12 protein-coding genes and 4 pseudogenes are annotated in these 12738 nt (G+C 55.0%); 5 read left to right on the top strand and 11 right to left on the bottom strand.

Features of this window, described 5'->3' with window-relative positions; all coding sequences use genetic code 11:
- Positions 1-49: 49 nt before the first annotated feature.
- The 3 pseudogenes from tnpA to F7Q90_RS22415 all read right to left on the bottom strand — a co-directional run.
- Positions 50-427, bottom strand: a pseudogene (gene tnpA / locus F7Q90_RS22425) (IS66-like element accessory protein TnpA); the annotation flags it as partial.
- Between the two features lie 14 nt (positions 428-441).
- Positions 442-1125: pseudogene (locus tag F7Q90_RS22420) on the bottom strand (IS630 family transposase); the annotation flags it as partial.
- 32 nt (positions 1126-1157) lie between these two features.
- Positions 1158-1979, bottom strand: a pseudogene (locus F7Q90_RS22415) (IS3 family transposase); the annotation flags it as partial.
- Positions 1980-2059: 80 nt separating this feature from the next.
- Here F7Q90_RS22415 and F7Q90_RS22410 point away from each other — a divergent pair.
- From F7Q90_RS22410 to F7Q90_RS22395, 4 genes and pseudogenes are all read left to right on the top strand, one after another.
- Positions 2060-2332 carry a hypothetical protein gene (locus tag F7Q90_RS22410; protein ID WP_237166144.1) on the top strand — a complete coding sequence of 91 codons (273 nt, stop codon included), beginning with the start codon at positions 2060-2062 and terminating at the stop codon, positions 2330-2332.
- Positions 2316-3536, top strand: coding sequence for an IS91 family transposase (locus F7Q90_RS22405; RefSeq protein WP_044241692.1), 1221 nt, complete (start codon positions 2316-2318; stop codon positions 3534-3536). Before F7Q90_RS22410 ends, F7Q90_RS22405 begins: the two co-directional genes overlap by 17 nt.
- A gap of 158 nt (positions 3537-3694) precedes the next feature.
- Positions 3695-3975, top strand: a pseudogene (locus F7Q90_RS22400) (transposase domain-containing protein); the annotation flags it as partial.
- Positions 3976-4055: 80 nt separating this feature from the next.
- Positions 4056-4997, top strand: coding sequence for an Rpn family recombination-promoting nuclease/putative transposase (locus F7Q90_RS22395; RefSeq protein ID WP_006118556.1), 942 nt, complete (start codon positions 4056-4058; stop codon positions 4995-4997).
- On the opposite strand, the gene F7Q90_RS22390 is transcribed toward F7Q90_RS22395, so the two are convergent.
- The 6 genes from F7Q90_RS22390 to F7Q90_RS22355 form a co-directional block, all read right to left on the bottom strand.
- Positions 4994-5602 (bottom strand): DUF2913 family protein, encoded by a 609-nt coding sequence (locus tag F7Q90_RS22390; RefSeq protein WP_006118557.1) that lies wholly within the window; start codon positions 5600-5602, stop codon positions 4994-4996. The two genes, F7Q90_RS22395 and F7Q90_RS22390, sit on opposite strands and share 4 nt — an antisense overlap.
- 122 nt (positions 5603-5724) lie before the next feature.
- Positions 5725-5916 carry a hypothetical protein gene (locus tag F7Q90_RS22385; protein ID WP_006118558.1) on the bottom strand — a complete coding sequence of 64 codons (192 nt, stop codon included), beginning with the start codon at positions 5914-5916 and terminating at the stop codon, positions 5725-5727.
- Between the two features lie 960 nt (positions 5917-6876).
- The gene (gene repA / locus F7Q90_RS22375) at positions 6877-7740 is read right to left on the bottom strand and encodes an incFII family plasmid replication initiator RepA (RefSeq protein ID WP_151161077.1); all 864 of its coding nucleotides are present in this window, start codon (positions 7738-7740) and stop codon (positions 6877-6879) included.
- Positions 7733-7807 (bottom strand): RepA leader peptide Tap, encoded by a 75-nt coding sequence (gene tap, locus F7Q90_RS22370; RefSeq protein WP_100208657.1) that lies wholly within the window; start codon positions 7805-7807, stop codon positions 7733-7735. The genes repA (F7Q90_RS22375) and tap overlap by 8 nt, the downstream gene beginning before the upstream one ends.
- Positions 7808-8046: 239 nt before the next feature.
- Entirely contained in the window at positions 8047-8292 is a 246-nt protein-coding gene (repA, locus tag F7Q90_RS22360) for a replication regulatory protein RepA (protein WP_016193193.1), read from the bottom strand.
- Positions 8293-8438: 146 nt separating this feature from the next.
- Positions 8439-9002, bottom strand: coding sequence for a phospholipase D family nuclease (locus F7Q90_RS22355; RefSeq protein WP_044243685.1), 564 nt, complete (start codon positions 9000-9002; stop codon positions 8439-8441).
- Positions 9003-9126: 124 nt separating this feature from the next.
- Here F7Q90_RS22355 and F7Q90_RS22350 point away from each other — a divergent pair, with 124 nt between their 5' ends.
- Entirely contained in the window at positions 9127-9774 is a 648-nt protein-coding gene (locus F7Q90_RS22350; RefSeq protein WP_237166141.1) for a DUF2913 family protein, read from the top strand.
- Between the two features lie 9 nt (positions 9775-9783).
- Here F7Q90_RS22350 and F7Q90_RS22345 read toward each other — a convergent pair whose 3' ends face one another.
- A complete protein-coding gene (locus F7Q90_RS22345) occupies positions 9784-12339 on the bottom strand; it encodes an AAA family ATPase (protein ID WP_151161075.1) in 2556 nt (851 codons plus the stop codon).
- A gap of 264 nt (positions 12340-12603) precedes the next feature.
- On the bottom strand, positions 12604-12738 hold a 135-nt coding region (locus tag F7Q90_RS22340), incomplete at its 5' end, for a transposase domain-containing protein (protein ID WP_151161057.1).

Genomic DNA, 12738 nt, shown 5'->3' with positions numbered 1-12738 from the left:
TCGGTGATGCCGGCAACCAGCCAGATGCGGGAACCTGCAGGAAGTGATATCACCGCGAACTCCCCTGCATTTCCCGGATAAGCATCTGAAGCAGCTCTGGCGTCAGCTTTCCGCTGATACGAAGCGTTCCGGCGGGCAGGACCAGCTCACAGCAGGGAGACTCTTCCGCAGAGGGTGTCAGCGGGCTCGCCGGTCTTTCGGTAGCGGTCAGCGCCACGGGGATCAGTGCTGGCGTGCTGGCAGGAGTCCCTGACAGCTCCTGCTGATAACGACGCCGCCAGTTGAACAGGAGATTGTCATTGATGTTATTTTCACGGGCAAGCTGTGCCACGCTGACGCCGGGCTGCATCGACTGCTCCACCATGGCGATTTTGAAGTCGCGGGGGAAGTTGGGGCGTCGTGGTCGTTTGCGGGCGACAGGGATTTCACAGGGAGCAAGCGGGCGATATTTTCGCTGTTAATTGTGTCGTATTCACGGATAACGGTATTGCCAATATCGTTCAGATTCAGCGCCCCCATGAGGTTCAGCCGTGTACGGCTACCGCTGGTTTCCACCACAGTTTTTCGCCCCTTTGGCATCCAGCCATACGCCAGTTTCGTGCCCTGTGTCGGGTGAACGCCGTCGATGAACAGGATTGGCTCGTCACCCGCATCGCACTTCAGCTGGTTATATGCAGCCATGAACGCCTGCTGCGCTTCTGCACTGAACTTATGCGGCACGCCTGCTGGCTTTTTGTAGCTAAAATCGTTGCGGTGTAGCCACTTATTCATGCCCGGTACGGTGTAAGTGATACCCCACCATTCTTCAACCAGAACGATGATGGCCTGAGTGGTGGGCAGAAGATTTTCCGTCAGATAAGCGATAAGTTCTGCGGCCTGTGCTTCGCTGAGATGACTTTGGGAACCGCCATTTTCGGGTTTTAGCTTTTCATTGTTAAGCCAGTCATTCAGATGGCGCTGCACAATCGTTTCATGGATACGCTGGGACTGCGCGATCATAGCAGTCGACCAACCCTCAGAAGAAAGTAACACACAACGAACCCTGTCGCGGATATGGGGATCGCGACTTTTTCGTTGTAATGCTTCAAGAGCGATTTTCTGGTCTGCGGTCAGCTCAAAATTCATAGTTGTCAGCATGATCCTGATTATCTTCGAAATCAAGCATCTTCATTGATCACGGGTATATACCAGTGAGGCCTGAGAGCACTGTAGTACCCCGTGATATACCGGATTATGGATGACCGTGCTTCCCCGAAGCTTTCGTAGCCCGTCGTCGGTATCCATTCACTCTTCAGGCTTCGGAAGAACCGCTCCATCGGGCTGTTATCCCAGCAGTTTCCCCGCCGACTCATGCTCTGGCTAAGCCGGTAGCGCCACAACATCTGCCGGTACTTACGGCTGGTATAATGGCTTCCCTGATCACTGTGGAACATCACGCCCGATGGCCGTCCCCGTAACTCCCATGCCATCTGAAGGGCTTTTATGGTGAGGTCTGAGTCTGGTGAATACGACAGCGCCCAGCCCACCGGCTTGCGGGCGAACAGATCCAGCACCACGGCCAGATAAGCCCACCGTTTGCCCGTCCAGATGTAGGTCACATCACAGAACCAGACCTGGTCTGGTTCTGTAACGGTAAACTGCCGGGCAAGAAGATTCGGGATTTCAACATGCTCATTGCCACCGCGTTTGTATTTATGCCCCGGTATCTGACAACTGCTGATACTCAGTTCCTTCATCAGCCGCCCGGCCAGCCATCGGCCGAGTTTTACGCCCTTTGTAGTGACCATCGTCGCGATGCTTCTGGCACCGGCGGAACCCCCACTGGCATTCCAGACCTCGCTGACCAGACTGCGTTTAACGGCACGGTCAGCATTAGGCTCAGCGCTGTTTTTACGTGTGTAGCGATAACTGCTTCGGTGAACACCGAACAGTCGGCACAATGAGTCTACCGGGTACTGCGCCCTCAGACTGTCGATTATGAACGAAGCAGCCTGGCGGCTGCAAATCGTCATCGGTTAGAATGGCGTCATTCTGAATCACATCAACCAAAGGTCAGCCCGTGTCACACTCCCCTGAGCATCAACTCGTTCACACAAAAATGGTAAAGCAGGCTCTCAAAGACGTAGCCCGCAAACATAAGTACACCTATCAGTCAGTGCTGGAAGAGTTTGTTGGTGGTAACAACCCCTCCTGCACCTGCTGTTTCTGGGAAACGTTCTACCGCTTATTTCCGGACTCCCCTTACCACTACGTCGCATTTTGCCACGATTGCCGCCGCTTCGACCTCTATGAAACTGAGGCCGCGATGAAGGCCGATGACCCACTCTGGTGATAACGGCTTTCAGCCGCGGCCAATGAAAACGCTGTTCCAGCGCAACGGGGCCTGGGCTGACATCATGGAGACGTACCCGCTCCGGGACGTGGAGGTTGAGGTCGTCACAAAGATGCTGGCATGCGGCACGCCGCTGATGGGCAGCCGGGAGTTTTGCTGTGAGAACGGCTGCTGTACGCATCACCGCTATGTGCACCAGAGCTGTAACGGGAGGGGATGCCCGACCTGTGGCAAAAAGGCCACCGATATCTGGATAGCGACGATGATGGCTCGCCTGCCCGACACGGCTTGCCAACACGGTACGTTCACGCTCCCCGATACCCTGTGGCCGCTGTTTGCCGTCAACCGCTGGCTCCTGGGTCATTTGTTTGCTCTGGCGGCCGACAATCTGCTGTACGCCGCAGAGAAACGCGGACTCACCATCGGCATTTTCGGTGCCCTGCACACGTACGGTCGCCAGCTTAACTGGAACTGCCATCTGCACCTGTCGTGGACCACGGGCGGGCTGAATACGCACGGTGACTGGAAAAAAATGTCGTTCGCGTTGCCGAAGGTCAGGGAAAGGTGGATATGGAACGTGCGTCAGTTCCTGCTGTCGGCATGGGAGTCCCTGAGCCTGCCGCCGGCGCTGGCCCACATCCGGGATTACGATGAATGGAGGCGTTTAATTCTCGGTCTGGGAAAAAATGCGCAGGGAGAGGATTACTGGCACGTGTATTTTGCGAAACCGACGAAAAATGCGCGTCAGACGGCGAAGTACCTGGGCCGTTATCTGAAGAAACCGCCGGTGGCGGGTGCCCGGCTGGCGCACTATGACGGAGGAAGTCGCATCAGCCTGCGCTTCCTGGATCACAGAACGGGGCATTACGGGACACTGGAGTTAAGTCAGCGGGAAATGATATTACGGCTGATACAGCACATCCCGGAGAAGCATTTCAGGATGATACGGTATTTTGGCTTTCTGGCGAACCGTGTGGTGGGAAAGTTGCTGCCGTTAGTGAAAAAAGCACTGGGACAGGAAGAAAACCCGGCGGTGAAACAAATCACCTTCGCGGCCCTGAGTCAGGGTCTGCTGAATGTGGATCCGTTCAGGTGCATCCTGTGCGGGGGGAGGATGGTATACCGTCGTGCGCTGGCGGCGGTGCCGCTGGCCACTCTGGTGGATAATGCCAGGGATATCGCGCGAATGCGGTTTGTGGGCTGACGCAGGGAAGAGCCGCCCGACGGCAGTCATTCCGGGCAAAAAGCCACCGTAAAGCTCAATAAACAGCCACTTCATATTTTCCCCGAAACAGGAAGGTCAGTTTTTCATCTCTGAGCCCCAGTGTCAGGCGCCCTCAAAAAGTTTGAAATTCCTAGACGTTGAAGGTACTGTCGCGCCACTCGGACACGGCGAAGGCGTTCGCCTATCTACTGAAGCAGTGGGACGCGTTAAACCTGTACTGCAGCAATGGCTGGGCGGAGATCGACAACAATATCGCGGAGAACGTGCGGCGATCCTCTACTCTCTGATCGTCACCTGCCGGCTTAACGGCGTTGACCCCGAGACGTGGTTGCGTTACGTCATCGGTCATATACAGGACTGGCCGGTGAACCGGGTCCGCGATCTGCTGCCATGGAAGGTCGAGCTTCCCTCTGCCTGAACGTCAATACGGTCTGAATGCGACGCTTACAGCTATCCGTGGTAGTATAGAGAAAAGTAATATACACAGGCTATCAGCCAATGAAAAAGAAGAACAGGACGCCCACGCCACATGATGCAACATTCAGGCAGTTTTTGACTCAGCCCGAAGTCGCCAGAGATTTTATGGATCTGCACCTCCCCGCAGAGCTGCGCAATATCTGTGATCTCAGCACACTGAAGCTGGAATCAGGCTCGTTTGTCGAGGATGATCTCCGCCAGTATTTTAGCGACGTCCTGTACAGCCTGAGAACCACAGCTGGTGACGGATATATTCATGTTCTGGTCGAGCACCAGTCAACGCCGGACAAGCATATGGCTTTCCGCCTGATACGCTATGCGGTGGCCGCCATGCAGCGCCATCTGGAGGCAGGGCATAAAAAACTGCCACTGGTGATACCGGTGCTCTTCTATACGGGTAAACGCAGCCCGTATCCGTACTCCACACGGTGGCTTGATGAGTTTGACGATCCGGCGCTGGCTGGCAAACTTTACAGCAGCGCTTTCCCGCTGGTTGACGTTACGGTCATTCCTGATGATGAAATCGCTGGCCATCGCAGTATGGCCGCATTAACTTTACTGCAAAAGCATATTCACCAGCGGGACCTGGCAGAACTGGTTGACCGGCTGGCGCCCATCCTGCTGGCCGGATATCTGTCTTCATCACAGGTAATATCGCTGGTACACTATATAGTGCAGGCAGGCGAAACATCCGACGCCGAAGCCTTTGTACGCGAACTGGCACAGCGTGTGCCGCAACACGGAGACGCTCTCATGACCATCGCACAACAGCTCGAAAAGAAAGGTATCGAGAAGGGCATCCAGCAGGGTATTCAGCTAGGCAGGCAGGAAGGTCGCAATGAAGGCAAGCTGGAAGGCAAGCTGGAAGTTGCCCGCAGTTTGCTGAAAATGGGGATGCCTCATGCTTCCGTGCTGGAAGCAACCGGTCTGACAGAGGAAGAGCTGGCACAACTCAGCCACTAATCCTTTCCTGAGACTCCCTGTCTGGCCATCAGCGAATACTGGTAGGGCAGGGAGGAACCAGATTCAGGCTTTGCCTGCCAGCCACAGCGGTTAAACAGCTTCATCACCCCCGCTACGTTCCCCGTCAGACGCGCTGTCAGCGGATTTGTCTGTCTGCCATTATCGTCAAAAGCTACATCGAGGTTGGTCCGTGAAAGATAAATGCCGTTCACGCCGGCATTCAGGGCTAAGGCATACCGCCCGGACCATTCACGATCGCTCAACAGACGGTAATTCCAGCTCATGTCCTTCGCGGTTTCCAGGGCATAGGTCAGCCGGAACAGGTCGTTTTGCTCAGACAGTTCGCCGGTGCAGGAGCGCCAGAGGTAATTCAGCTTACTGGCCAGCTTCGCGCTGACACCCAGCTGGCGTCCCTGTTTCAGAAGCCACTCGATATCGGGCGCCACATCACGCGAAAAACGTCGTTGCTTCAGCGCGGTCGCCAGCCAGCGGGTGAGAAAGAGATTTTCCTGTGCCGGTGACAGCACATCTCCGTTCTGTCTGGCCAGCGCAAGCGCCACCAGGGCACACCATGCCAGATGGCCCGATTTTTCTGTCAGCGTCACTGAGTGCTCTTTCCCTTCTTTATTCTGTCCACAAAATTCTGGCGGGAACCCGCCTGCTGTCAAACTGAGAGTATTTTAACCGGAACGACAACAAAGTGGCATCAGGAACCGTCTGCATCCGCTCAGCGCATGGCCCATGCGTAATGTTTTTCCGCATAATCATACAGACGGTAAGAATTGGTCTCGTCACCACCGATAAAAATACCGTTATCCATTATCCCCTCGGCCAGCCGCTGCGTGTACCGGTGCGCAGCCTCATCCAGCTCTGCCCGGCTTCCCCATACCCCCTGTTGCTTACGCCAGTTCAGCCTCACGGCTTTCAGGTAGTTGCCTGAAAGTTGGCAGTTATCACAGCTACCCGGTCACTACCCCTGAATGGCGCGAAGCGACATGGAGGCGCCAGAGGGTGTTGAATATGGCACTATCGCTGAATGGCGCCGTAGCCCGGCGCAGCCGGTTACGTTGTTGACAGGTTACACCAATCCATCCCTTCGCCCTGCCAGACTAAAACCCGCTAAAAGCGATACAGAAGCTTTTGTGCGCTGTCGGAGTGGTCACGACAAGGCGTAGCCGCAGTCGGGGCGTATCTCCGCGTTAGCGGGCCGTGAGGGCCGCTTACGGGCGTGTTAATCCAGACCTTCCAGCGATACTTCTCAAAGAGACTTGGTTCTAGTTACAACATCCATTATTAAAAGCGACTCTGTTCCGGCCTCTGGCCGGGGCGGGGCCGCTTTTCAGTGGTGGGTGGGGTGATGAGGTTACAGATATGCACATTCTGGGTTTGCGGGAACGGATTCTGAATGCTGTAACTAAATTCAGATGCCTTACAGTGCCTGTCGCGTAGCGACGGGTGGTAACTTTGTTTTTGTCGAACCGGCGCGGACGTGAGTCCGCTGCAAGGGCGGGCACTCTCTGAGACTGTCCTCTGGGCAGGCGATGAACAGGTTATCTGTTTATATGAAAAAGATTAAAGGTATTTAAAAGAAGTACTGAGCAGGTTTTTAAAGGGAACCACGCACTTTGAAATCACTCCGGCTGGCGGTTTAAAACCATAACGGTTGTAACCTTATGGAAAGTTCCCTTGCAGTTAATGGTGGGTAACTGAATTCAGCGGGCAAAGATGGCACCGGCAACAAAATTTCAGCACAGTTTTGCAGGAAAAGAGAGGGGATAATGGATGGCCTCCATGCCCGTTCGCTCAGATAATAAGCAACGGTGAGTAACAGACGTGCAGAACCCTCCGGGGTCAGCCGGATTAATAAAAGGAGAAGGGGTCAGGTGGTGGCCGTTGCCAGCCGCGTATAGTTGTTGCCACGGGACATCAGCATACGCTCTTTTACACGCCTTGCCTGTTCCCGACGCACGGCGTCCAGGTTTCCGGTAAAGCGGCCCTCGGCAATTTCACGCGTCAGTTGCCGCTTCACGATGGTTTCAATATCGCGGCGGTTACGGTCAGCGTCACGGCGGGCGCGGGCGCGCTTCAGCCCGTGCGATTTGCGCTCGGACTGGTAGCTCCGGAACCGCTCACGCACGAACCGCCAGGCTTTGGCTATCAGTTCGTCCATGTCCAGCCGGGGGAGACGCTGTTTTTCACGCTGCTGGTTTTCCCACTCCACGCGACTGCGCCTCGCGGCCGCAACGGCCACGTCAGAAACATCCAGCGCCGAGAACAGGGCTGGCGTGAAGGTGATATCGGTCGGGATGTTGCACCCAATCTGCGGGTCATACTCGGTCTGGTAGGTAATCAGCCCCAGCTCCGCCATAAACTTCAGCGCCCGCGTGGCGCGGGTGATGGACAAATTGCCGTTTTTCGATTCGGTGGCCAGCCCGCACTCGATGGCCAGATTGGTGATGGAGCGCTGGACGCGGTTAGCCAGCGGGTCATAGTGGAAACACAGCCCCTGTAGCAGCGCATCGATGGCGCGGCGGCGCAACAACGGCGGCATACGGTGACGCACACCCAGCGAACGCGCAAAGGCTACATGCATTGAGAAATCAAAACGGGACGTGAAGCCTTCGGCTTTCGCCATCAGCTTGCGGCAGAACGGCAGCGTCTTTTTGCCCTCACGCGGGGTGAATTCCGGATTCGGGTTTTTGACCTGCCGATAGTGAGTGAACAGGGCCTGAGCGTCAGCCACACCTTCCTGCGCTTATGTTGCACGGAAGGAGCAGGTAGCACAGAAGGTATTGCAGTTTTCTGAGCATGCACATATACTCCCTGCATAGAGCAACAGCTTCTATGCAGTTTTAGTTGACCCCGATTAATCTTCTCGCCCGCCAAAGTGATGAGATTATCGGGGTTTTCGTTTTTCAGGCTCTGGTGAATCCACCGTCGAACCTTTTCCCTGCCACCTTACGGCGTGGCCCGCCAAAATTTCTTAATTCTGGACAGCAATTTAGCACCGATTCATTTTGCGCTCAAGAACGTTAACCCATAACATTGTTTACTTCTGTGGGATACCTGCATCGGCAATAAGCCGACTGATCATTTCTGCCTGAGAAACGCCTTCAGCCTCACACAAGTTCTGTAAACGCTCTTTCAGAACAGTTGGAACGTAAACTTTGATTTCTTTATGGGTTTCTTTTCGGCGCTCCATTAGTGCTTGTTGTCGTTCAGACACAGATAATGGATTACCTTTTCTGTAAGCACGTTTCGATGAGGAAGTTGCTGCATTTACGGCTTGCGACATCTCTGCCTCCTCAAAGATCAAAAAAGGATCGTCCCGCAGAGAATACTACAGAATCGGTAAATCAGCGACTTAACTTTTATCGAAAAGGTGATCTGTGTTGGCGCACGGATCACCCCTGTCAGTGAGAGGCCACCTGTACGCCGTTATCAGTAGGTCGATTGCCAGTCTGTTCCCATTTCCCAGCGGGACTGCCAGTGAGACAGGTACTGGCTGGCGATGGCGGGCATAAAGCGCATCACCACCACGTTCTCCGAATTTTTACTCGCTCCCGCTCTGCTGAAGTTATAGCTTCCTGACTCAACTGTATGATTATCAACAATTAAAATCTTATCATGCTGGATAGGGAAGCGGCTGTTTGTCCTCAACGGAATACCGGCATTCACAATCAGATTCATTGCCGCCATGCTGGCTCTGTTGTGGTTGCCTTTCTCGTCGATAACGATTTTTATATCCACGCCCCGTTGATGCGCGGCAATAAGCGCTTTCATTACGTCCGGATCGGTGAAGGAATAGGCCATCATCCGGATACTCTGCTGCGCGGAACCGATGGTGTTCAGCACCAGAAGTCGGCCAGTCCCTTCAGGAGAAAAACCCACCTGAATATCCGGAGCCGTCGATATCCCCGCGTCGGCGGGGAAGGGCAGAGAAGACAGCAGGGGAAGACAAAGAAAGCTGGCCCTGACCAGTCTTCCGCATGAAAATAGCATCATCATGATTCCTTTGGATTTTTAACAGAAACACCGGGGGCGGGTAAAACTTGCTTTTACCCGTTTCCGGGGTTGACCAACTGAGCGCAGCGAAGGCGGTAGCCCTGCTCCCGACCGGGGAGGCAATATGCTATCCTTCCGCGCGACGAAAAAAATGGAGTGGTACTGGTTGACTGTCTTTTATCAGAAACGCCCGACTGAAGAACTGGCGCACCTGGCATGGTGCCTGCTGGTTGCAGTAAAGCTGTCGCAGAAACAGGGCAAAATTCGCACAGATTTACAGATACACATTTTCATCATGCAGTGGCTGGCTGCCGCGCAAAAACGCAAGCTGTTCCCCCGCTCGGTCGCACAGGACATTCTCTGGCTTCTTGACCAGGGGAAGCGCTACGGTTTTGGTGCCAGGCTGCACCGCAAGGTGGAGTACATCTGGCGTTCCAGTACGGGCGAACTGGCGAAACAAAGCGTGTTATTCCGCTTCACGTATTTTATTGAAACGCTGAAAACAATGGGCTGGCTGGACTTTCTGCTGTCACAGCAGGAATGGCGTAGTTATCACAGGGAATCAGCAACGGCCAGCGCGGTGTATACCCCGAAAGCAGAACTCCATCCTGCATTCAGTGACAGTGGCGAACTGATTAAACCACTGGAGATCCGCTTCACCGGTGATATTTCAGGCGTATTTCCGTTACTTGAGCAATGCCATTTAAAAAGCGAACAGCGGCCTGATGAGGAAGGCTTTTCCGTTATCCGGCTGCTGCCGGAAAAGGCATAGCAACCGGCGTCAGTCCTCGAAAGATTTTTCTTTCACGATGTCCCGCTCGATTTGCTTCAGATGAAGCGACTGATCGGGCTGACTCTCTGCTTCCGGCTCTTTCTCCGGCGATTTCTCGCCCAGCGCCGCCGCAATATCCCGCCCGGTAAGCGGATATTCATCCTCTTTCAGCTTACCGGCCAGCAGCCCGGTATGGATATCATCCTCCGACTCGCCGATGGCGGCGAGTACATCTTCCGGACGAATATCCTTCTCACCTTTACCCTGTTTTTCCAGGGCTTCACGGGCAAGTCGTTCTGCCTCCTGTTCAGCGTTCTCCTTCGGCTCAGGAATGAAGGGAAGGGGGTCTTCCGGTTTCTCTGTCACATTGCGGGCCAACTGCGCGGTCAGATTGTCATCGACTACCTGATCAGCGCCGGTGATACGGCTGATATTGAGCGGTAAACCGTCGCCCTCCATCCTGACGATCACGCCGCTGTCGGGATACTGTTGCGCAAGCTGCAACCCTTCAGGCAGGCTCTCCGCGATGCGGTTTTCCCCGTTCCGGCTCTGCTGTATCCCCGCAAACCTCGCATCACTGCTGCCAATGACCCTGAAATCACCGGGTAAGGACACGCCGTTACGCTCATCTGCATTTATCGTCAGAATAACCACGCCTGAGCGGTTGCCGTTACTGTCCCACAGCGCGAATGCCAGCCCCGGCTCCGGATGCCGCCTGACGCCCGGCACAAACAGGCCCTGTGATTCGCCTTCAGCCAGCCCATAGTTTTTCAGCAACGCCCGGCCTGCTGCAACATCGGCAAGGGGGGAGGCCCAGGACAGAATCCCCTCTGCCGTCCTGCTGCCCCGATCCTCACCCGCCATCAGATAATCATGGGCGGTACGATCCCCCTTGTTTTTACTGAGTTCAGCCAGCCATCCGGCTCTGTCATCAGTGTAAACCTGCACATGCTCTTTTGTACGGGACAACGTAACGTAGCCACTTTCCTTTGTTGCCATCCGCTTTCGCCCTCCTTCAGTCCCTTCAAGCGTAATGACAAACCGGGAACTGGCCCCCTGAGCACCGTAGGCCGTGACGGCATATCCCAGGTCGGTATGCATATCTGCCGGATCATTGAGGTCAAGACGACGGGTAAGCTGACCATCCTGGCTGCGAAGGGTCATGCTTTGTCCGTCGATCTGTTCCACGTTCCAGAAGCTGTTTCCGGTATAACCGCGCTCGGCATCAGAACGGGTAAACCGCATTCTGTCGCCCTCACTGACGCTGATAATCCTCGGCTGATAAATCTGTGCATCCTCGGTGCTGTTCTCGAACGGTGACAGGATTTTCTCCCGCCCGTCATGCCCGGTAAGCGTCACCAGCCCGTTTTGCCGGTCAGTGCTGCCGACTGTCCAGTATTCCCGGTTAATCAGGGCAACTTTTCCCGTCATAGCCGCCCATCCCGTCAGGCTCCGAAGCTCATTGTGACGGACGCGAACCGGGTCGAGGACAGTAATCTCCTGTTCGTTTTTCGTTATGCCTGCCCTGTACAGATTGTCATGTATCAGGCGGTTTATTTCCTGCCTGTCCGTATTGAGATGCGCCACCGTCAGCGTATTGTCGCGGGCTTCGGCTGCACGTCCCGCAAAGTCAGCCGCTATCGCCTCCGTCACACTGGCTGGCATCCCGGCATCACGTAACGCCTTCGCCTGTTCTTTATCCGGGCTGACCTGCTCAACGGATGATGCCGGAATAAATGCCCCGGCTTCCCTCGGCACCACATCCGGCGATACGTTTTCAGCCTTCTCCAGTGCGAGCGCATGTTGACCTTCAATCATGGCATATACCACCTCCCGAAGTTCCGGCGTCTGGCGCACAATCTCCTTCATAATGGCGGTATCAACGGCGCTGCGTTGCTGCATCAGCCGGAACGGCTGTCCCGGCTCGATGGCCCGCAACTGCGCATCATCACCGCTGGTAATGGCCCGCCCGCTGCCGGTGGCAATGGCCTGGTAAGCCTCACTCATCGCACGGTTGCCAATCATTGACGCCTCATCAATCAGGAACAGCGTATTGCCGTAGTCCGGCTTTTCACCGTTCATCCGGGCCTGTCTGTCCTCCCAGATAAAGGATTCCAGCGTCTGCGCCCGGACGCCCACGCTTTTCATTTCCTCAACGGCACGGTGCGTGGGTGCCAGCCCCACCACCTCCGGCCGCAGGTCTTCCGGCAACGTCTCCATAGCGGCCAGCATGGCTTTAAACTGTGTGGTTTTACCCACACCGGCATAGCCCTGCACCGCCGTAAAGCGGTCGGCGCTTTCCAGAACCATGCGCGTGGCGGCCTGCTGCCCTGCCGTCAGTCCCGTAAGATACTGTTCAGGCACCGACGCCATCAGCGGCGTGACGCTGCCTTTCCCTTCCGCGATATGGCGCAGAATGGCCTTTTCTGTTTCAAAGGTGGATTTTGGCAGCATCAGCCCGGCTTCCAGCCGGATAAGTTCACCATCTTTTACCTGCCGGTTAATCTCAGACTGGATAGCCGGAATGCCGACCGCTGAATTAATAGCGCAACAGAAAACCAACACACTAACTCATTGTTTATAAAGCAACTTGCAGGATTTTTAAATCCTGCGTCAGGTGTGGTGACTACAGGTAAAGAAGCAAGCTAGATCTATCATCGGGCACAATCCGGTTCACTACCTACCTGGAAATTGCATTTCTGACATTTGACGGGGGGGAATTAATTCGAGGGGAAGGAACAAAGAAAAAGCGGGGAAAATCCCCGCTTTATTTAGATATCATAACCTTTTAAGTAATCCGTAAGCGTCGCATTCAGACCGTATTGACGTTCAGGCAGAGGGAAGCTCGACCTTCCATGGCAGCAGATCGCGGACCCGGTTCACCGGCCAGTCCTGTATATGACCGATGACGTAACGCAACCACGTCTCGGGGTCAACGCCGTTAAGCCGGCAGGTGACGATCAG

Origin of the sequence: Pantoea stewartii subsp. stewartii, assembly GCF_008801695.1 — a bacterium.
Classification (GTDB): Bacteria; Pseudomonadota; Gammaproteobacteria; order Enterobacterales; family Enterobacteriaceae; genus Pantoea; species Pantoea stewartii.
Note: the sequence above shows the minus strand (reverse complement) of the source record. Positions and strands in the feature narration are given on the sequence as shown.